General features: G+C 41.2%; 16 protein-coding genes and 2 tRNA genes. 9 read left to right on the forward strand and 9 right to left on the reverse strand.

Going from position 1 to position 20,608, the window contains the following annotated elements; translation table 11 throughout:
- Positions 1–127 precede the first annotated feature (127 nt).
- Together ACHWSC_RS18350 and ACHWSC_RS18355 are read right to left on the reverse strand one after the other, a co-directional pair.
- Positions 128–469, reverse strand: coding sequence for a DUF3467 domain-containing protein (locus ACHWSC_RS18350; protein ID WP_046672455.1), 342 nt, complete (start codon positions 467–469; stop codon positions 128–130).
- A 36-nt stretch (positions 470–505) separates the two neighbouring features.
- The gene (locus ACHWSC_RS18355) at positions 506–1,624 is read right to left on the reverse strand and encodes a M42 family metallopeptidase (RefSeq protein ID WP_394677721.1); all 1,119 of its coding nucleotides are present in this window, start codon (positions 1,622–1,624) and stop codon (positions 506–508) included.
- Positions 1,625–1,895: 271 nt separating this feature from the next.
- Between ACHWSC_RS18355 and lgt the strand changes: the two genes are divergently transcribed.
- From lgt to ACHWSC_RS18375, 4 genes are all read left to right on the forward strand, one after another.
- A complete protein-coding gene (gene lgt / locus ACHWSC_RS18360; protein WP_205397901.1) occupies positions 1,896–2,711 on the forward strand; it encodes a prolipoprotein diacylglyceryl transferase in 816 nt (271 codons plus the stop codon).
- A gap of 156 nt (positions 2,712–2,867) precedes the next feature.
- Positions 2,868–4,058: a tryptophan synthase subunit beta gene (gene trpB, locus ACHWSC_RS18365; RefSeq protein ID WP_394677722.1), complete on the forward strand. Its 1,191-nt coding sequence runs from the start codon at positions 2,868–2,870 to the stop codon at positions 4,056–4,058.
- A gap of 93 nt (positions 4,059–4,151) precedes the next feature.
- Positions 4,152–4,694: a murein L,D-transpeptidase family protein gene (locus tag ACHWSC_RS18370; RefSeq protein WP_394677723.1), complete on the forward strand. Its 543-nt coding sequence runs from the start codon at positions 4,152–4,154 to the stop codon at positions 4,692–4,694.
- A gap of 413 nt (positions 4,695–5,107) precedes the next feature.
- On the forward strand, positions 5,108–5,674 hold the full coding sequence (locus tag ACHWSC_RS18375) for an AraC family transcriptional regulator (RefSeq protein ID WP_120334066.1): 567 nt from the start codon (positions 5,108–5,110) through the stop codon (positions 5,672–5,674).
- 168 nt (positions 5,675–5,842) lie between these two features.
- On the opposite strand, the gene ACHWSC_RS18380 is transcribed toward ACHWSC_RS18375, so the two are convergent.
- From ACHWSC_RS18380 to ACHWSC_RS18410, 7 genes are all read right to left on the reverse strand, one after another.
- Positions 5,843–8,023 (reverse strand): DUF4954 family protein, encoded by a 2,181-nt coding sequence (locus tag ACHWSC_RS18380; protein ID WP_394677724.1) that lies wholly within the window; start codon positions 8,021–8,023, stop codon positions 5,843–5,845.
- Between the two features lie 8 nt (positions 8,024–8,031).
- Positions 8,032–9,873 (reverse strand): glutamine--fructose-6-phosphate transaminase (isomerizing), encoded by a 1,842-nt coding sequence (gene glmS, locus ACHWSC_RS18385; RefSeq protein ID WP_159332959.1) that lies wholly within the window; start codon positions 9,871–9,873, stop codon positions 8,032–8,034.
- A 150-nt stretch (positions 9,874–10,023) separates the two neighbouring features.
- The gene (locus tag ACHWSC_RS18390) at positions 10,024–13,206 is read right to left on the reverse strand and encodes an efflux RND transporter permease subunit (protein ID WP_394677725.1); all 3,183 of its coding nucleotides are present in this window, start codon (positions 13,204–13,206) and stop codon (positions 10,024–10,026) included.
- 64 nt (positions 13,207–13,270) lie between these two features.
- Positions 13,271–14,326 carry an efflux RND transporter periplasmic adaptor subunit gene (locus ACHWSC_RS18395; RefSeq protein ID WP_201668162.1) on the reverse strand — a complete coding sequence of 352 codons (1,056 nt, stop codon included), beginning with the start codon at positions 14,324–14,326 and terminating at the stop codon, positions 13,271–13,273.
- A gap of 14 nt (positions 14,327–14,340) precedes the next feature.
- Positions 14,341–15,684, reverse strand: a complete 1,344-nt coding sequence (locus tag ACHWSC_RS18400; RefSeq protein WP_394677726.1) for a TolC family protein — start codon at positions 15,682–15,684, stop codon at positions 14,341–14,343.
- A gap of 28 nt (positions 15,685–15,712) precedes the next feature.
- A complete protein-coding gene (locus ACHWSC_RS18405) occupies positions 15,713–16,312 on the reverse strand; it encodes a TetR/AcrR family transcriptional regulator (RefSeq protein ID WP_394677727.1) in 600 nt (199 codons plus the stop codon).
- A gap of 169 nt (positions 16,313–16,481) precedes the next feature.
- Positions 16,482–17,153 (reverse strand): NUDIX domain-containing protein, encoded by a 672-nt coding sequence (locus tag ACHWSC_RS18410; protein WP_075992906.1) that lies wholly within the window; start codon positions 17,151–17,153, stop codon positions 16,482–16,484.
- Between the two features lie 185 nt (positions 17,154–17,338).
- On the opposite strand from ACHWSC_RS18410, the gene pfkA reads away from it, so the two are divergent.
- The 5 genes from pfkA (at position 17,339) to ACHWSC_RS18435 (ending at position 20,563) form a co-directional block, all read left to right on the forward strand.
- Positions 17,339–18,316 (forward strand): 6-phosphofructokinase, encoded by a 978-nt coding sequence (gene pfkA, locus ACHWSC_RS18415; protein ID WP_394677731.1) that lies wholly within the window; start codon positions 17,339–17,341, stop codon positions 18,314–18,316.
- Positions 18,317–18,333: 17 nt separating this feature from the next.
- Positions 18,334–19,185 carry a hypothetical protein gene (locus tag ACHWSC_RS18420; RefSeq protein ID WP_075992907.1) on the forward strand — a complete coding sequence of 284 codons (852 nt, stop codon included), beginning with the start codon at positions 18,334–18,336 and terminating at the stop codon, positions 19,183–19,185.
- A gap of 4 nt (positions 19,186–19,189) precedes the next feature.
- Positions 19,190–20,188 (forward strand): type I glyceraldehyde-3-phosphate dehydrogenase, encoded by a 999-nt coding sequence (gap, locus tag ACHWSC_RS18425; RefSeq protein WP_394677728.1) that lies wholly within the window; start codon positions 19,190–19,192, stop codon positions 20,186–20,188.
- Positions 20,189–20,364: 176 nt separating this feature from the next.
- Positions 20,365–20,440, forward strand: a tRNA-Phe gene (locus ACHWSC_RS18430).
- Between the two features lie 50 nt (positions 20,441–20,490).
- Positions 20,491–20,563, forward strand: a tRNA-Gly gene (locus tag ACHWSC_RS18435).
- Positions 20,564–20,608: the final 45 nt, after the last annotated feature.

Here is a 20,608-nt window from a genome sequence, read left to right on the forward strand (position 1 = left end):
AGGACAATCGTCTTTTTCATACATGAACCGAATCGGAGCATCGGAAAGACTTTACTAAAAATAAAGCAAAAAAAAAGCGCCAATGTTCAATTGGCGCTTCTGATATCTCAATGATAGCTGCTCTCAACTATGCTTGACCTTGTGGCGTTCCAAAAGGGAATGCAACTGTAGGATCGCCACCTTGTTGAGGTTGTTCAGCAACACCTAAGTCCATTTTAATTGGGCCATTTAATGCTTCGAAACGGTTCACGTTATCAACCAATGCACCTAACAAGCGTTTTGCATGCTCTGGAGTCAAAACGATTCTTGATTTCACTTTTGCTTTTGGCACTCCTGGCATCACACGGATAAAGTCAACCACAAATTCAGTATTAGAGTGAGTGATAATCGCAAGATTTGAGTAGGTTCCTTCTGCTACTTCTTCTGTCAACTCAATGCTCAATTCGTTTTGATTTTGGTTATTTTCCATAATAATTCTAATGATAAGTTAATATATTCTTAAATTCTACTTTGTAAATGTTCTAAAGTCTTGTCCGTTCTCAATATTCAATAATGTCTCGTAGATCAATCTGATCACGTTGTCAACATCTTCTTTATGTACCATCTCCACTGTTGTGTGCATATATCGGAGCGGTAAGGAAATCAATGCCGACGGTACACCACCATTGCTATAGGCAAAAGCATCCGTATCAGTTCCTGTAAAACGAGAGGAAGCCTGACGCTGGAAAGGAATATTATTCTTTTCAGCAACCTGAACCAGCAGTTTATTCAGATTGATCTGAACCGCTGGAGCATAAGACAATACAGGACCTTTTCCTGAAAACAGATCTCCCTGCGTAATCTTATTGATCATCGGAGTTTGTGTATCATGTGTCACATCGGTTACGATAGCGACATTCGGTTTGATACGATCTGCAATCATTTCGGCGCCACGTAAACCAATCTCTTCCTGCACCGAATTTACGATATATAATCCAAATGGCAATTTCTTTTTATTCTCTTTTAGCAAACGAGCAACCTCAGCGATCATAAAACCACCGGCACGATTGTCCATAGCCCGCCCAACATAATAACGGTCGTTGAGGATAGAGAATGTATCTTCGTAGGTAATAACACAACCCACATGTATACCCAGGGCTTCAACCTCTTCTTTGGTACTACAGCCGCAGTCCAAAAAGATATTTTTCAGCGAAGGATTTTCTTCTTTCTCTCCCGAACGTGTATGAATTGCCGGCCAGCCAAATACAGCTTTGACAATGCCCTTTTCCGTATGGATATTCACGCGCTTAGACGGTGCAATCTGGTGATCTGAACCACCGTTACGAATCACATAGATCAGTCCATCTTTTGTAATGTAATTGACAAACCAAGAAATCTCATCCGCATGAGCCTCTATAACGACCTTGTACTCCGCTTTTGGATTGATTACCCCTACAGCTGTACCGTAGTTGTCAACGAATGTATCATCGACATAAGGCTTCAAATAATCCAACCACAGTCGCTGTCCTTCCCACTCAAATCCTGTAGGAGAAGCATTATTGATATATTTTTCAAAAAATGAAAGCGAATCTTTAGTCACAACCGCGTTGTGCTTCGGCTCTTTTTTCTTGTTTTTTTCTGCCATCTTTTCCTTTTCTATTTACTTTCGTCAAAATATGAAAATTTCAATGAAATGCAAAAGTAAAAATGTTTTTTGAAATATTGTTTGCACAATTTATTTTAGATCATAGCCCCTTATTTTAGTAAAAAGGATCAGCAAAAGACAATATTTCATTCACGATGAATCAATTAAGTTCGCAGCCCAATGATATTATATTTAAAAACAAATTGTAGGAATAAAAAATGAGATTAAAGCTTATCTTTACTCCAAAGTAATTTAAACAGCTATAAAATTTATGAATTCAATATTAAGTGCAATACATTGGAATATTGACCCGGAAATGTTCAACTTTGGCGCCTTTGCCCTTCGCTATTATGCCTTATGCTGGTTATTAGCGTTTTTTGTTTCATACGTGATCATGCTACGTATATTCAAAAAGGAAGGCCGCACACAAGAACAGCTGGATCAGCTTTCAATTTATATTTTCCTGGGCACTTTGATCGGAGCTCGATTAGGACACTGCCTATTTTACGATTTTGACTATTACAAAGATCATATACTTGAAATCTTCCTTCCATTTAAATGGGATAAAACAGGATTTCATATCACCGGCTTTGCAGGTTTGGCTTCTCACGGCGGCGCCATCGGCATTATCCTCGCGTTATATTTATTCTGCAGAAAAACAAAAACCGACTTTCTATGGCTAGCGGATCGATTGGTTGTCGTAGTCCCTATTGCCGGTGCACTTATCCGTATCGGAAACTTCTTCAATTCTGAAATAATTGGTACGCCTACAGATTTACCTTGGGCTATCGTGTTTGAACGTGTCGACAATATACCGCGCCACCCGGGACAGCTTTATGAAGCAATCGCCTATATTTTGATCTTTATTATCATCGGTTCCCTATTCAAATCGAATCCCAATCGCCAAAAAGGTCAATTATTTGGCATATTCATGGTCTTATTATTTGGCGCACGTATGGTCTTGGAACATTTTAAAATTGATCAGGAAGCCTTCGAGCAAAGTATGGCTTTAAACATGGGCCAATTATTGAGTATACCTTTTATCCTGGTGGGTTTCTACTTTATCTTCCGGAAAACCAAAGCTTAAAACAGGGCGCAATATGTCCTTATTTGCAAATACACGATTTAACAGGCATCTTTTCTAGAAAAGATGCCTTGTTTTTTTTTCCAATACCTGCAAAGATTACTATATTAGGCTTCAATAAATAATATATCCTTTTACAACAAGAAACTTAAGCCTAAAATGAGTCTAACACAAGCAGCATCTGTCGAAGCAAACGAAAAGATGCTTCAATACAATGGTCAATATGGAGCGTACGGCGGATCTTATATTCCTCCGGTACTGGAAGAGCAATTAAATAAACTGGCTGCTTTTTTCGATAGCCATGTCCAAAAAGAAGAATTTCAGAAAGAGTTTATTGCGATCTTAAAACATTATGTCGGTCGCCCCTCACCTTTATACTACGCTAAGAATTTAAGCGAGTATATTGGCTCCAAAATCTATTTAAAGCGGGAAGATCTCAACCATACGGGTTCCCATAAGATAAACAACTGTATCGGTCAAATTCTTCTGGCCAAACAGATGGGAGCAACAGAGATCATTGCCGAAACTGGCGCCGGTCAACATGGTGTTGCAACTGCAACAGCGGCAGCATTGTTAAACATCCCCTGTAAAGTATTTATGGGCGAAATCGACGCTGCACGCCAGGCCCTGAACGTCAAACGCATGGAATTGTTGGGCGCCGAAGTTGTAACGACCAACTTGGGTAGCCGTACATTGAAGGATGCCGTCGATGCGGCCTTGATGTATTACGTTGAAAATCCAACATCTTATTATCTACTGGGATCGCACGTCGGCCCGCACCCCTATCCAAAAATGGTCGGCTATTTTCAAAGCGTTATCGGTAAGGAAGCACGCCAGCAGATACTTGATCAGGAAGGGCGCCTTCCGGACAGCATCTTCGCCTGTGTAGGTGGCGGGTCAAACGCTATTGGCTTATTTTCGGGTTTTCTCGATGATCATGAGGTCGAAATTCATGGTGGCGAAGGCGGTGGAACCGGAACTTATCCAAAAACAGCTGCGACACTTTCTTTTGGCAAACCAACCGTATTCCAGGGAACCTTTTCGTACTGTTTGGTCGATGATGAGGGCAACCCGATCCCGTCAACCTCGGTGTCTGCAGGCCTTGATTACCCAGGGATATCGCCACAACATGCCCAGCTAAAAGATAGCAATCGTGCAAACTATCACCCCGTGACAGATGCTGAAGCGATTGAAGCCTACAAGCTACTTTCCCGACTGGAAGGTATTATTCCGGCCATTGAATCATCACATGCTGTTGCCCTTGCGGTGAAATTGCTAAAAGACAAAAACAAAGTCGCTATTGTGAACCTCTCGGGACGTGGCGACAAAGATGTTGACCGCGAATTCTAGACGGCAGCATCAAAATACATGAGTAGACCGAGTGGCTAACTTAGGTTAGGCACTCGGTCTAAACATTTTATCCATTAGCTAACAATCTCCAAGATGAAGCGACCAAGAAATCGTCGAATAGTTTTAAAAACAGTAATCAGCCTCGTCATCTTACTTTGCCTGGGCCTGTTAGGCTATAATCTTTATCCAGAACCAACGTTGGATCAGCATGCCAAGGTAGACAAGCTTATCGTCTATAAATCAAAAAGAACACTATTGGCCTATAGTAAGGGAAAACTCCTAAAATCTTACCGTATTTCATTGGGCGGCCAACCTGTGGGCGCCAAAGAATTTGAAGGCGATTTAAAAACACCCGAAGGGCTTTACACGATCAACGATAAAAATCAATATAGCAGCTATCACAAAAACCTGGGGGTCTCCTACCCAAATGAACAGGATATTGCCCATGCCAAAAGTTTAGGAAAAGATGCCGGTGGCGACATCAAGATCCACGGACTTCGAAACGGACTAGGCTTTATCGGTAAATTGCAGCGCCACATGGACTGGACTTTCGGTTGTATGGCACTTACAAACGCAGAGATTGACGAACTTTTTGATGCTGTTCCGATAGGTACAGTTATTGAAATAAAACCCTAACTGAAATAAAGACTTAACTAAAATAACTCTTGACCGAAACATATCCCTAACGACCTCAAGGCTAAAGCGCCGAATGGCCCGCCCATTACACTCATCCGCTGGCCGCTTAGCCGTTCCCCCTATTTTACCCTATACCCCGTTTTCAAAATACTACAAGATAAACCTTAAATATTACAACCCCATGTCTAATAAATTATCGATTTTTGAGCTTACATTAGTAACTTGTATTTAAAATAATTCCGATGGAATATCCAATGTGATAAACACAAATACCGATGACCACATCACAGCATCCAAGAATTAAATACACGTGCATAAAATCAACAGGATATTCCATAGGACCTCTAAAAGACAACATGCGAAGCATTCATGGATACCATTGGATGCAGACTTAAATCAGTAATAATTTATATATGAAACTTGCAATAAAGAATATGGTATGCAATAGATGCATTATGGTTGTTGAAAATGAACTGGCTAAGCTCAATCTCCATGTTAAGCATATTTCTTTGGGCCAGGTTGAGATTGAAGAAGAGCTGACCAAAGCAGAGAGCAAGCAACTCGCTTCAAATTTTTCGGCACTTGGTTTTGAATTGATTGACGATAAAAGAACTGTCATCATTGAACAGGTAAAACATGTCGTATTGGATCTTATCCGTAATCAACATAACGACACCACCCTTAATCTTTCCGAAATCATCAGCACGAAAGTGCACCATGATTACAACTACATCTCCAATCTTTTTTCGGATGTTGAAGGCATAACCATCGAAAAATACTTCATCGGCCAGAAAATTGAATATGTCAAAGAGTTATTGGTTTACGATGAACTTACCTTGAGTGAAATTGCCTATAAACTCAATTACTCCAGTGTTGCTTATTTAAGCAATCAATTCAAAAAAGTAACCGGATTGACGCCAAGCCACTTTAAGCAGATCAAAGACAATAAACGCAAACCACTTGATAAGATCAACGACTAGGGATCTGCGATGTGCGCTTCACAGCGCAGGAAGAAATCAAAGTTTGACCGCTTCTAGCTATCGCAGAAAAAGAATATACAAAACCACTTTGGGGACATTACCAACTGTCAAGACCGTTAATACGTGGTTCACAAAAAAAGAAAAGGCTTCCGAGCGGAAGCCTTTCTTTTAAAATTGCCCTTTCAAATTAGCAACCCTTATCTTAAATATCTCTAATTCTTTTTGTTGTTGATTGATAAAAGAATTTTCCTCCAGTTTTCCTACCACAATATCACGCTCTTCATCATTGGCATAAACCATGTTTTTGAACTGATTTTTGTAGTCTTTGGCACGGGATTTATAAATCTGTTCACCAATCCAGATCCGGTGTCCAAGCGCCTGATCCAACAAAGATACAATTTTATCTGTTGATAAAACCATACCTTCCAAATTTAAGATTTCTATTAAAGACAAGAGTGCATGTTCACGTTTATCTAAGGGGTATGCTTTACTTTTATCGTGATAGAATTCATGAATACCATCCCATGAATCTATTTTTTTTGATTTGACGTCATCTAGGAAAGTTTGCAGGGCATTGCTTTCGATCAGCTGTCCACCTATATTTTCCCAGCTCGTACGCGATCTACCCGATAAGGCTCCAATAATATCCTGCAGTGACAGGCCTTCCTCGAGCGCATCCATCAGGTGCAGTACACCATAGTATTTAATAAACGAACGATATAAATGATAAGCCTCGCCAACCTTCTGAATAACAGTCGGTCTGCGTGAATTTTCGGCTCCTTGCAGCACAATTGTCTGATCTTTTAGGTCCATGTTGTTGGCAAGCAGTGCCCGGCCCGCAACAATACGTTCGTGCTTATCCTTCCCAACTGCAGTGTGGAGACTATCTGCCACGGCCAAGGCCAGCATATCCATCCCTTCAAACATTTCATTCACCGTATCCGGTGCCAACATATCGTATTCAAAATATTGGTTTTTGAAATGTCGATTGTCCCGCGCCGCATACTTATTGGCATTCCGTACCAAAGCATACATATTGTACATAAACCAATACCCCGGAATCAAGACCAGTTGATCATGTTGTACGTCATTGCTCACTAAGGTAAAAGGCAACTTGATATCCAGTTCATGCAAAAAATCCCCTTTTACAATAAGGCAATACGACGCAAATCTGGAGTTATGTTTTAGGCTCACACAGAGCCCAGGCCAAAAACCACGTCCCGCAATAATTTCACCATCCGCAGCTCTGGAGTTGTGATTGGATCCTACGGTTGCTCCAGCAGCCATATTACTTTGGCCCATCACCAATGCCGCACATAAAAACGAGTTGTTATGGTGCTGTTCATGTGCTGGAAAAATCAAGGAATTTAACACTTCACAACAGGAAATTGTCGAGTTATCGCCCAAATAAGAGTTGATCAGACGCGCGCCATATTTCAACTGGGAATAGGATGCCAGGATAAAACGTACAGCTTTAACGCCGTAAAATATACGACAGCCATAGCCAATAATCCCATTAACAAGCTCACAGCCTTCACCGATCTGTGTATACGATTCCTGCGAGGAATTGACGGTAACATTTTTCAGTTTGCTGACCCCTTTGATATAAGCATCAGTCCCGATCTTGACATTCTTGATCGTTAACGTATTTTTGATGACGCAACGATCACCAATCTGGCTGTAATAGCCCCGTTGACTTCCAAATTTCTGATCAGTCAGTTCTCCAAATCGCTGCTGTAAAGCATGATCATGTCGATTGCGGGTCCAAAGGTATACATCTGCAGCCTGCATGCCGTCAAAAGGGTAAACCGAACGGGCACCATTTTCGTTGCAGAGTTCCAGCGCGATCCGTTTTTCTGACTCTTCACCATCACGGAGAATACCATTACCAAATTTGGCGGTACTGCCGGTCTCCATTTCCTTGATCTGGCTCAACAGCACTTCATTACCAACAATAAAGTAGGACAAGTAGCCCACATGATGGACAGCAACATCGTCACCAAAGTCCGAACTGATGATCGTCGAATGATACAGGCCAATGGGCAGCTGCAAATTGCGATAATCCAGGTAACTCGGACTCAAATTGCCGATGCGAACCAGGCCATAAAACTTACAGTGCTGAACCTGATTCGGATCAAAGACTGCCGATACTTTGACCTTAGACCAGTCGCTGGACCAGTTTCCATTGTTAATCAACTGTTGAACCTCTGTTTCCGTCAGATCACGGTAGTCATTACGCGGGTTTTGCTGAAAGCGCAGGGTATATTCGTCTTGTCCTGTTGGAATAAACTCATCTGGGATAAATCCATATCCCAGCTGTTCCAAAGGTTTCTTCTTCAATACACTCATCGGCCTCCTTACTCTACAGTTACCGACTTCGCCAGGTTACGTGGTTTGTCCACATCCAAGCCTAGCTCTACACCAATATAATACGATAGCAGTTGCAATGGTACAACCGAAATCAATGGAGCAATGATCTCATCGGCCTCCGGAATTTCCATAAAATCATCCGATAGATTTTCTGAAACAGCATCGCCTTTGGTAACCACCGATATAATCTTTCCTTTACGCGCTTTGATCTCCTGAATATTTGAAACAATCTTCTCGTGATAAGCATCTTTTGTAGCGATAAAAACAACCGGCAAGTTCTCGTCAACCAATGCGATAGGTCCATGTTTCATTTCTGCTGCAGGATAACCTTCGGCATGGATATAGGAAATTTCCTTGAGTTTAAGCGCACCTTCCAGGGCAACGGGAAAATTATACCCCCTACCCAAGAAAAGAAAATCTCGGGCATCTTTATACTTTTTCGCAATGGCTTTGATTTTATCAACCTGCGTATCCAAAATCCACTCGACCTTTTCAGGCACCTCATTTAATTCCTGTGCAAGTTTTTGATAACGTTCTTCGCTGATCGAGCCCCTCAACGAAGCAATCTTTAAGGCAATCAGGTTCAATACAGTCAATTGCGCCGTAAATGCTTTTGTACTCGCCACACCGATTTCAGGTCCAGCATGTGTATAGGCACCTGCATCCGAAAGTCGTGCGATAGAAGAGCCAACAACATTGACAACACCCAATATGATAGCGCCTTGTTTTTTCGCATTTTCCAATGCAACCAATGTATCAGCCGTTTCACCACTTTGGGAAATCGCCAAGATAACATCCCCCGGATGAATAACCGGATTACGGTAGCGGAATTCCGATGCATATTCAACTTCAACATTAATACGGCATAATTCCTCAATAACATATTCTGCAATAAGTCCGGCATGCCAGCTCGTACCACAGGCAACAATCACAATGCGATTGGTATTGCTGATCTCATTCGCAAATTTTTCAATGCCACTCAATGTAATCTGATGGGATTGCAGATCCAGACGTCCACGCATAGAGTCAAAGATCGTTTGCGGTTGCTCGAAGATCTCTTTCAACATAAAGTGATCAAAGCCACCTTTTTCAATAGCCGACAACTCCAGATCCAATTTTTGGACATAAGGCGTGATGCGCTCATTACCCAGATTTTTAAGGATCAACTCCTCCGGAGTGATAATGGCCAGTTCGTAGTCATTGATATAAACGACTTCTTTGGTGTATGCTAGCATCGGGGAAGCATCTGAACCCAAAAAATGTTCATTTTTACCGATACCAATCACCAAAGGACTTCCTTTACGCGCTGCAATAATACGATCCGGATGGCCAGCCTCCAATACAAGGATCACATAGGCCCCTACGACCCGTTTCAAAGCAATACGAATCGCTTCTTCTAAAGAGCATTCATTCTGCAATTGGATCTCTTCGATAAAGTTGACCAGAACCTCTGTATCGGTATCACTTTTAAATGTATAACCTTTATTGATTAATTCTGATTTTAAGGAAGCATAGTTTTCAATGATGCCATTATGAATCATCGCAATATGCCCGCTATTGGAATAATGCGGATGTGCATTCCGATCAGAAGGTTCGCCATGGGTAGCCCAACGGGTGTGGCCTATCCCTGTAGTCGACTGTAGATCTTTGTCGTATACAAACTCTTCCAAGTTTGCGACTTTACCTGTTTTTTTGTAAACATCGATCTGCTCACCTTTATGCAATGCCACTCCAGCACTATCATAACCACGGTATTCTAACTTTTGTAATCCGTCAATGACGATACCGTACGCCTGACGATAACCTGTGTATCCTACAATTCCACACATGTATGTCTCAATTTTAAGTGTATATTTTGTTAATGCGCCGCAATGTAATAAAAAATATCTACGCAATCGATTGATTAACCTAAAATTAATACAAAAAAGGCGGCTAATGAAACATTAGCCGCCTTTTTCTATTGTAAAATGTATTATTTTTTAGTGTTCTGCCACATCTACATGGTCATAATCTTCCTTCATCAAGGCTTCATAATTTGTTTTTTCCTTCTTGCCAAAACGACGTTGAAGACTGTCAAAAATGGAGTACACCACTGGTACAACAACCAGGGTTAAAAATAAAGAAGATAACAAACCACCAATGATAACAATCGCAAGACCTCTATTCATATCGGCACCGTCTCCAGTGGCGATTGCAATAGGAATCATACCAAATACCATGGCAATTGTCGTCATCAAAATCGGACGAAGACGTGCATGATTGGCTGCCACCAATGCATCGTGCGTGTTATCGCCAGCTTCCTTACGATGGTTGGCAAAATCAACCAGCATGATCGCATTCTTGGCCACTAGACCAATCAACATGATGATACCCAAAATCGTAAAGATATTCAAGGTCTGATTTCCCAAAGCTAAGAATAACAGGGCTCCGATAAACGACAATGGAATCGAGAACAAAACCACAAATGGTGTGATAAAACTATCGTATAACGCAACCATTACCAAATATACTAGGATAATAGATGCCAATAAGGCAATTCCCAAAGTGCCAAAACCTTCGGTTTGGTTTTCCATGTTACCACCCCAGATAAAGACGATTCCCGGTTTACGCGGCAGTTTTTCAAACTGTGCCTGCCACTCTTGCGCTACGGTACCCATTGGTCTACCGATCGCCTGTCCCTGAATGGATACTGCCGGCGACTTGTCGCGACGTTCCAACAAAGTAGGTCCCGAACCATAAGTAACATTGGCAAATTGATCCAAAGAAATAGAAGCACCCTGATTATTGATAAATTTCAGATCACGCACGTTGTCGATATTGGCACGACCATTTTCCGCATAGCGGATATTGATATCATACTCATTATCGCCGGCTCTGTATTTGTTATCCGTGTTTCCTGAAAATGCCGTTTGCATCGTCATACCCACAGTAGAGACATTCAGTCCCAAAGAGGTCATTTTATCACGGTCGATCTTCACATTGATCTCGGGATTACCCGCTTCAGAAGTTAATTTGACACCCGCTGCTCCAGGGATCTTGCGCAATTGATCTGCCGCCTTCTCTGCAAATTCCTGTGCATCTTCGACAGAAGCACCGATAATGGTCAGCTTCAATGGTGCCTGCTCCGCTCCCATGATACCCACATTGACGGTTTTGATTTTTGCACCGATCAGTTTATTTTCCAATTCACGCTTCAGCGTCGCTGAATACACCTGTGAGTTGCCTTCAAAATTTTCTTTGTCGAGGATCACGTGGATCTCCGATTTGTAACGCGAACCCGTTGTCGAAGCCATACCGTCCGAAGACTGCCCCACTGTCGTAATAATTTCTTTGACATCGGGTTTCGATTTAATATAAGCCTCCGCTTTCTGCGTCAATAAGTTGGTCTTCTCCAGGGAAGCGTCTTTATCGAGTTCCAACTGGATGAAAAACTCCTTACGGTCGATACTCGGGAAGAAGTCCGAACCGATATAACCTTTAGCGATCAGGATAAATGATGCAAAAAGTAAACCGATTGCTAAAAATAAAGTTGCCACCTTGGTTTTCCAGGTTCTTAAGGCCCAAACTAACAATCCTGCAACCCAATGTGTAAAGCTGTTCAAACCGCTTTCAAAACCATGAATAATACGGCCAAAGAAAGAAGTTTTGCTCAAGTGCTCCAATTTACCGAAACGCGAGTATAACCAAGGCACTACCGTAAATGACACCAATAAGGATAATAAAGTCGAGATGATTACAGTCACACAGAATTGTGCCAGGATATTGGCCACCAAGCCCGTAGACATCGCGATCGGTAGGAACACCACCACGATAACCAAGGTGATCGCCGTTACTGTAAATCCAATTTCCGAAGCGCCATCAAATGCCGCGCGCACCTTGTTTTTACCCATCTCCATGTGACGGTGAATATTCTCGATAACAACGATCGCATCATCCACGAGGATACCTACCACCAGGGATAAACCTAGTAAAGACATCAAGTTCAGGGTATAGCCCATCAAAAGCAAGCCAATAAAGGTAGCAATCAAAGATAAAGGAATCGCCACCATGGTGATCGCCGCATTACGTAAACTCTGCAAGAAGAACAACATGATAAAGCCCACCAAGGCAATGGCAATCATTAAGTCGTGGATCACGTTATCAGCCGCATTCAATGTAAATTCTGAAGAGTCATTGGCCACCAGAATTTTAATATTCTGTACCGCATAATCCTTCTCTACACCACTAATTACTTTTCCACTTTTATCGTGTACAGCGATCGTTTTCTTGACCGCTTCGGACACCGCTACCGCATTTGCATCGGACTGTTTAAAGACCTGCAATAAGATTGTATTCTGACGGTCCAGGCGGGCCACTTTTTCAATCTCTTTGATACCATCCCGTACATCGGCGATATCGCGCAGATAGATCTGCACCCCTGCCGGCGTTGTGATCGGGAGGTTACGCAGCTCCTCGATCGAAGTTACTTTACCCGAAAGACGGATGGTTGTCCGGTTATCGCGGGTACTTACGTTACCTGTCGGGAAATCGAGATTGGATGCAGCTACTATTTGCTGTACCTGAGAAATTGTCAGTCCATAACCTTCAATTTTCTTCGGATCTACAGAGATCTGAATTTCACGTTCCTCACCACCGATCAGGTCTACTTTTGCAACACCATTGATCCGCGCAAAGACCGGCTGGATTTTATTATCCAAAAGATCATAGAGTTCTTTTTCCGATAAATTGGACGTGACAGCCAAACTCATGATGGCCACATCATCCAAGGAGAATTTGGAGAGTGAAGGTGTCTTTACATCATCCGGCAAATCGTTGATCACGGCGTTGATTTTCCGTTGAGCATCCGTAAGCAGGAAGTTGACATCCGCACCGTTGTTGAGGGTGATCATGACAATCGATACCCCTTCCAACGAAGTCGACTCCACCTTTTTAATACTTTCCAGGGATGAAATGGCATCCTCTATTTTTTTGGTCACCGAACTCTCAACCTCTGCAGGTGAAGCTCCCGGATAGACCGTCTGTACCGTAATGACGTTAATTTCAAATTTAGGGACCAATTCATAGCCCAATCGCGTATAAGAAAACAACCCGCCTAATGTCAGTATTATAAATAATACGATAATTATACTGGGGCGTTTTATCGATATTTCGGTAATTTTCATTCGAATAATTTATTTTTAATAGCCATGCAACCGGAGTTGCATCTGCTACTGATTACAGTATGCTCTATTTAATAATCTCTACAGGGCTTTGGTCAAATAGATTGATCTGACCCGAAACAATCACCTGATCGCCATTTTGCAAACCACCTAAGATCTCGATGTAATCACCAAAGTTTCTACCCGATTTGACATTTGTTTCGATTGCTTTACCGTTTTTCAGCACAAAGATCTTGTTGTCGCTCACACTACCCACAAAAGCATTACGTGGTACGATCAATGTATTGCTGGCAACACCTTCACCGAAGATGGCCGTACCATACATACCGGCACGCAATTGGTTCGATGCATTATTTACCTCGATTTCCACCGGGAAATTTAAACTACCGTCCGATTTAGGTGCAATAAAAGTTACTTTACCGTTAAAGCGCTGGTCTGCATACACACTCGCTGTCACATCAACAGATTGACCGATCTTTAAGGTCGCCACATTCTTTTCGTCTACATTGACACGCAATTTCAAGGTCGCAACATTCACAATATCGAAGGCCGCAGCACCGACATTCAGGTAAGTTCCCGGTTCGATTTTACGTGAATTGATGATACCCGATACCGACGTTTTGATGGTTACATCGCCAGCATTTAATTTAGAAGCTTTTAAGTTATTTTTCGCATTCTCAAATTGCAATTTCACCTGATCTAACTGTTGTTTGGTTACACCTCCCGTAGAAAAAGCACTTTCAAAGCGGTGCAGATCAGCCTGCGCATTGGTATAAGCCGCTTGCGCATTCGCCACGTTCACATTCAGTTTATCACCCTCGATGATTGCCAAAGTCTGTCCCGCACTCACATGAGAACCCTCATCAACCAATACTTTCACTACCCGGCCGGCAGTTTCAGCCGAAACAGTTACTTCCTGTTTCGGAGAAAATGTTCCGTTAGCAGTATAGCGTAAATCCATGGAAGATACTTTTGCTGTATCGATACGCACAGCAATAGCCACATTTTTTTTGGCTACTTCCGCAGTTTCTGCCTCATTTTTCTTTTTATTCTTATTTAACACAAAAAATATTCCTGCTAAACCAGCAGCAATAATAAGTAAGGTAATAATTCCGCGTTTCATATTGTATTAGTCAATTATTCTTTAATTAGTGATTTAAGTTTTCCATTTGCTTTGATCAGCTGAACTTCAGCAATTTTATAATCCAGCAAGGAAGTGTTTAAATTATTTTGTGCATCTGCATAAGCGTTTTCTGCATCCAAAAGATCAGTCAATGTCGCTAGACCATTTTTATAGTTGTTGTTTGTATCTTCCAATACCGATTTCGCCAAATCCACATTTTTGCGATTCGACTCAATCGTCAGCAAGGAGTTTTTGATCTGAACCTTTGAATTTTCTGCAGCCATGCTTAAAGCCAGTTTCGTATCAGCAATATCCACTTGTAACTTATCAATATCAATTTGCGCCTGACGAACTTTCGATCGTGTCAGGAATCCGTTGAAAATAGGAACGGTCAGATTAAGTCCGATACCCGAAAAACCGGACCAATTTACACCTTCAGCTTTAGAAAATATTGGGAAAACAGGTCCCAAACCCTGACGACCGTAATTTGCTGTCAAAGATAAAGTTGGGTAATATTTGGATGCTTCCGCTTTTTTGTTCAACTCAAGCAATTCATTTTGTTTGGTGAGCACCTGGATTTCCGTTCTACTGGAAACATCAAGCGGGTCATATATAGCATCTAGAGCAACCGTTTCAAACGTAGAGCTCGGCATGGAAATCTGCTCCGACATGGACATACCGATCACAAATTTCAACGCATTTTCCTTTAGCTCAACGGCATTTATCAACTGTTGCCTAGAAGCTTTTAAATTCGTCACGGCAACGTTTGTACGGTCCAAATCAATCTTCTTCGCTAACCCATTTTTAAACAAGCCCTCGATAACATCCCTTGTTTTGGTGGTACTTTCCAAGTTATTGTCGACCGTTTTTAACTGCAATTTGGATTGATAAACATCATAATAACTATTGGCCACCTTTTCGATCAATTGCTCATCGGTCAATGTTTTGTTGATCACATAAAATTCGCGTGTTGTCTTAGCAGCTTTCAATCCAGTAAATACAGTTTGATTAAAAAGCTGTTGGTTTAAGCTTATCGAATTTGTCGATTGCCATTTTTGTCCAAAAGCAGCCATTACTGTGGTTCCTGGTTGGCCCACAAGCTCTCCCGGTAAAGCGACCTTCTGGATCATTGGATTGTACGTGATACCACCGTTAAAATTGACCTGTGGTAATGCACCCGATTTAACTTCCGCAATTTTATGTTCGGCATTTACGACATCGAGACCTGCCTTTTTCGCATCAGCCTTGTTCTGCAATGCAAATTTAATTGCATCACTTAAGCTCAATTGCTGTTGTGCATGACTCTGGAAAACCATCGTACCTAATAAAAGGCTGGCTAGTATTCTGATTGTTTTCATTCCTAATTTATTTATCCTAATTTTATATCTACTTTTTATTTATACCATTAAAAAACAGCTTGGTAGCAAGCTTTTGTTTCTGCAGCACTTCATCAAAACGATCCTGATTTGGAATCCCCGAAATGATATCGGAAATATTGCACATCAAGGATAAGCTCTTCATCAATTCCACATAGATTTCGGCCGTTTCATAAAGATGCTCTTCATTCAGTTCTCCTTTTTGGGCGCCCACTTGAAGAATTTCATAAAGCGCCTGTACATCACGATTGTGGAGACATTGAAAAAAATCCTGCATGGAAAGTCCCTTGATCCATTCCAGATTTTCGTTCATGTGCAACATATAGTATTTCCGGACAAATGCGTCGCGCAGTTCCAGTATTTTCATGATCAGCTCGTAAGTGGTGCCCACGTGCACAGCCACCATCTCCTCCTCCTCTTCCCTATATTCATCCGTCAAACGCACAATCACATCCCGTATAAGTGCATTCTTTTCCGAATAATAGTAGTACAAATTCGCTTTGGTAATTTTTATATCCTCCGCAATTTCATTCATCGTAGTCTTACTAAAACCGTAATGCATAAAGCGTCTTATCGCCGCATGAATGATTTGATCTTTTCTATCTTCCATTCTTCAAAAAACTCCTTTCTACTTTCTGACTTTTATCAAAAATTGTTCAAAAATATAAAAAGTAACATGTTGGGCAAAATAAATTTTGAAATTGTAATAATTTTGATATTAACCTGACAACAAAAAAGGCAAACTCGCGAGTTTGCCTTTTATTATACGAACAGATCTGTTAGAATGCGACCGTGTTCTGAAAATGTTTTAAGAATTTTCGTTTATCCAGTTTATAGAGCCGTGCTGCACGATAAGCAACTCCAGTCTGCACTTCGTCGAGCTCTTTTAGAAAGCCATAATTTTGCATTTTCTTTCTAAAATTGCGTTTATCGAGTGGTTTATTCAAGATTCCCTCATACACCAGCTGTAACTGGGTGAGGGTAAATTTTTCGGGCAGCAACTCAAAAGCAATCGGCTTATAAGCAAGACGCCGCTGCAATCGCTCCAGACAGAGGTCCAAAATCTGCTTATGGTCAAATGCCAGTTCAGGTACATTCCGAACGGGGAACCACTTCGCCTGTTTCATATAATTTGTAACAGGTTTGGTTTTCAATTTGGTATTATCTAGCTGTACGAGGGCATAATAGGCCACCGTCAGAATGCGCCCCTTTGGATGCCGTTTTAATCCGGCAAAGGAATGCAGTTGATCCATAAATACATCTTTCAAACCTGTATTCTCATACAAAATTCGTTTTACGGCATCTTCCATCTCTTCGTCATTATCCACGAAAAAACCTGGCAATGCCCACCAATCCTTAAAAGGATATTCATTTCTTTCGGCCAAAAGAACTTTTAATTCTCCTTCGTGAAAGCCTAATATGACACAGTCAACGGTAAAATTACTATACAAAACTTCTAAATTTATTTATGTGCAATATACTGAGCTAAATTTAGCGGTTACTAATCATCGGGTTATCTGTAACAATTATACGCTTCCTAAACGTGATGCGCAAAAAAATATTGAAAAATTTATTCAAAGTGTAGAATATACACTATAAAAATCTTATATTCGTAAAACCTAAAATATAGCGTGTGATAAAAGAAATTAAAAAAATAGGTGTATTAACGTCGGGAGGTGATGCTCCTGGTATGAATGCCTGTATTCGTGCTGTTGTTCGAACAGCATTACATAAGGGATTGCAAGTAACGGGTATTTATCAAGGATACCAAGGTCTGATCGATGCAAATTTCATAGAAATGGATACGCGTTCGGTCAGCAATATTATACAACGTGGTGGTACGATATTAAAAACAGCGCGTTGCATGGAGTTCAAGACGCCGGAAGGCCGTCGAAAAGGATATGACAACCTGATCGCTGCTGGTGTGGATGCATTGGTGGTTATTGGTGGTGACGGTACCTTTACAGGGGCTAATTTTTTCTCCAAAGAATTTGAGATACCTATTATAGGTATACCCGGTACAATAGATAACGACCTTTACGGTTCTGATTATACCATCGGTTACGATACGGCCAACAATACAGTCATTGAAGCTATTGATAAAATCAGAGATACTGCGGCGTCACATGAACGTCTTTTCTTTGTTGAAGTAATGGGCCGGGATTCGGGTTGTATTGCGTTGAATGCAGGTATTGCTGGCGGAGCCGAAGCAATCTTACTTCCAGAGAAAGAAACGGCCATTGACGATTTAATCCATCATTTAGAAGACGGTGCCATTAAAAAGAAATCGTCGTCTATTGTTATTGTTGCAGAGGGCGACCAAAATGGTGGTGCTTATTATGTCGCAAAAAAAGTAAAAGAAAAGTTTGATCATTACGACACGAAAGTTAGTATATTAGGGCATTTGCAACGAGGTGGTTCTCCAACGAGTTTCGACCGCGTGCTTGCGAGTAGATTGGGCTTTGCTGCTGTCAATGAATTATTGGCCGGAAACACACGAGTTACTGTTGGGCTTCGTGGTAATGAAATCAAGACAACTCCAATTGAAGAAGCAATCAGCAATAAGGAAATTAAACTTAGCCCTGATTTATTGGAAATGGCTGAGATTTTATAATCGTAATTTGAACAGACATGATAGCAGTAGTATATAGTGGATCTCGATTTTCAGACTGGAGATTGGCCGACAAGGGGCGGATCACTACAGGGTTCCGCATGAACGGGATCAATCCTTATCTTCAAGATGAACGCTCCATACTACAGCATTTGCATAAAAACACCAACCTGATCAACAACGCCGAAAAAATCAGACGGATCTATTTTTTTGGAGCGGGATCTTCGTCGAAGGAACGTAAGGATAAAATAAAAAACGTCCTCGAACGCTTTTTCGTCAATGCGCGCGTACGGGTTGATCATGATGTCATTGCTTCGGCAATTTCCACTTTCGGCGACGAAAGAGGAATTATTGGCATCATTGGGAGTGGATCAAATGCAGCTTATTATACAGGGAAAAAAATCATTGACAATAACTATGGTCTAGGTTATATTCTGGCCGATGAAGGGGCGACAAACTGGAATAGCCAGCAGCTGCTCAAACATTATATGACGGATACCTTACCTGTTGATCTGCGAGACAAACTGGAAAGAGAATTTAACATTGATAAGAAAACCATTTTGGAAAGGGTGTATATTTCCCCACAACCGACAAATTTTCTGAATTCATTTACCGACTTTGTCCTCGAAAATAAGGATCATCTATTCATTAGTCAATTGGTTAAAAATGGGCTTCGTACGTTTATAAAAACCTACATCAAGCCCTTAATGAAAGAATATCCGGACAGTGACGTAAACTTTACGGGTTCAGTAGCGTTTAATTATGAGCACTTGCTTCGGGAAGTTGCCACAGACGAATTTAATATTAGTATTGGTACTGTTGTAAAAGAACCGATACATAATTTAATTAAATATTATATCAATAAAAATTAAGAATATGAAAATTGGAATTAACGGATTTGGCCGTATTGGTCGTTTAGCATTTAGAGCGGCTATCAATCGTCCAGAAATTGAAATTGTTGGTATCAATGACTTAGTTGAACCAGATTATATGGCTTATATGTTGAAATATGATTCAACACATGGCAAATTTGACGGTTCTGTAGAAGTAAAAGACGGTAATTTGGTTGTTAACGGAAAAACGATCCGTGTTACAGCTGAGAAAGATCCGGCAAACTTGAAATGGAATGAAGTAGGTGCTGAAGTAATCATCGAATCTACAGGTTTCTTCTTGACTCAAGATTTGGCTCAAAAACACATCGATGCAGGTGCTAAAAAAGTAGTGATGTCTGCTCCAGCGAAAGACGACACCCCTACTTTCGTAATGGGTGTAAACCACAAAGAATTGAAAGCTGATCAACACATCGTTTCAAACGCTTCATGTACAACAAACTGTTTAGCGCCTATCGCTAAAGTATTAAACGATAAATTTGGTATCGTTGAAGGTTTGATGACAACAGTACACGCGGTTACTGCAACACAAAAAACTGTAGACGGTCCTTCAGTAAAAGACTGGAGAGGTGGTCGTGGTGCATACCAAAACATCATCCCTTCATCTACAGGTGCTGCTAAAGCAGTAGGTTTGGTTCTTCCAGAATTGAAAGGTAAATTGACAGGTATGTCATTGCGCGTTCCTACAGCAGACGTTTCAGTTGTTGACTTAACAGTACGTTTGAACAAAGGTGCTTCATATGAAGAAATCAAAACTGCAATGAAAGAAGCTTCTGAAGGCGAATTGAAAGGTATCTTAGGTTATACTGAAGACGAAGTTGTTTCTTCAGATTTCTTAGGTGATGCACGTACATCAATCTTCGATGCAAAAGCAGGAATTTCATTGAATGATAACTTCGTTAAAGTTGTATCTTGGTATGACAACGAATGGGGATATTCAAACAAAATCGTTGACTTGGTATTAGAAGTTGGTAAATTGTCTTAATCAACTCGACCAGTAATCCTATAAAGGGGCTATTCTACACGAATAGCCCCTTATTTTTTTTCCTTAAAAATCAGCAGGTTGGCGTTTAAACGCAAAAAAAAGCGCTTTTACCTTTCGTAATTCAAATAATCCGTCTATATTTGCATCATCAATAAGGCAGACAGCTAAATTGAAAAGGTGCCATAGCTCAGTTGGTAGAGCAAAGGACTGAAAATCCTTGTGTCGCTGGTTCGAATCCAGCTGGCACCACCAAAAAGGAAGAACGCAAGGTTCTGACAGATTGAAAGAATAATAATTCCAATGCGAAAATAGCTCAGCTGGTAGAGCACAACCTTGCCAAGGTTGGGGTCGCGAGTTCGAATCTCGTTTTTCGCTCACCTGCCTAGGTGGTGGAACTGGTAGACACGCAGGACTTAAAAT

It is taken from the genome of uncultured Sphingobacterium sp. (assembly GCF_964277905.1).
Lineage (GTDB): Bacteria > Bacteroidota > Bacteroidia > Sphingobacteriales > Sphingobacteriaceae > Sphingobacterium > Sphingobacterium siyangense.

Bases quoted from the DNA above. Each gene is read 5' to 3' on its own strand.
- ACHWSC_RS18375 (WP_120334066.1), top strand. From the start codon at position 5,108: ATGAAACTTGCAATAAAGAATATGGTATGCAATAGATGCATTATGGTT.
- ACHWSC_RS18395 (WP_201668162.1), bottom strand. From the start codon at position 14,326: ATGAAACGCGGAATTATTACCTTACTTATTATTGCTGCTGGTTTAGCA.
- glmS (WP_159332959.1), bottom strand. From the start codon at position 9,873: ATGTGTGGAATTGTAGGATACACAGGTTATCGTCAGGCGTACGGTATC.
- lgt (WP_205397901.1), top strand. From the start codon at position 1,896: ATGAATTCAATATTAAGTGCAATACATTGGAATATTGACCCGGAAATG.
- ACHWSC_RS18350 (WP_046672455.1), bottom strand. From the start codon at position 469: ATGGAAAATAACCAAAATCAAAACGAATTGAGCATTGAGTTGACAGAA.
- ACHWSC_RS18405 (WP_394677727.1), bottom strand. From the start codon at position 16,312: ATGGAAGATAGAAAAGATCAAATCATTCATGCGGCGATAAGACGCTTT.
- trpB (WP_394677722.1), top strand. From the start codon at position 2,868: ATGAGTCTAACACAAGCAGCATCTGTCGAAGCAAACGAAAAGATGCTT.
- ACHWSC_RS18400 (WP_394677726.1), bottom strand. From the start codon at position 15,684: ATGAAAACAATCAGAATACTAGCCAGCCTTTTATTAGGTACGATGGTT.
- ACHWSC_RS18380 (WP_394677724.1), bottom strand. From the start codon at position 8,023: ATGAGTGTATTGAAGAAGAAACCTTTGGAACAGCTGGGATATGGATTT.
- ACHWSC_RS18390 (WP_394677725.1), bottom strand. From the start codon at position 13,206: ATGAAAATTACCGAAATATCGATAAAACGCCCCAGTATAATTATCGTA.
- ACHWSC_RS18355 (WP_394677721.1), bottom strand. From the start codon at position 1,624: ATGGCAGAAAAAAACAAGAAAAAAGAGCCGAAGCACAACGCGGTTGTG.
- ACHWSC_RS18420 (WP_075992907.1), top strand. From the start codon at position 18,334: ATGATAGCAGTAGTATATAGTGGATCTCGATTTTCAGACTGGAGATTG.
- ACHWSC_RS18370 (WP_394677723.1), top strand. From the start codon at position 4,152: ATGAAGCGACCAAGAAATCGTCGAATAGTTTTAAAAACAGTAATCAGC.
- gap (WP_394677728.1), top strand. From the start codon at position 19,190: ATGAAAATTGGAATTAACGGATTTGGCCGTATTGGTCGTTTAGCATTT.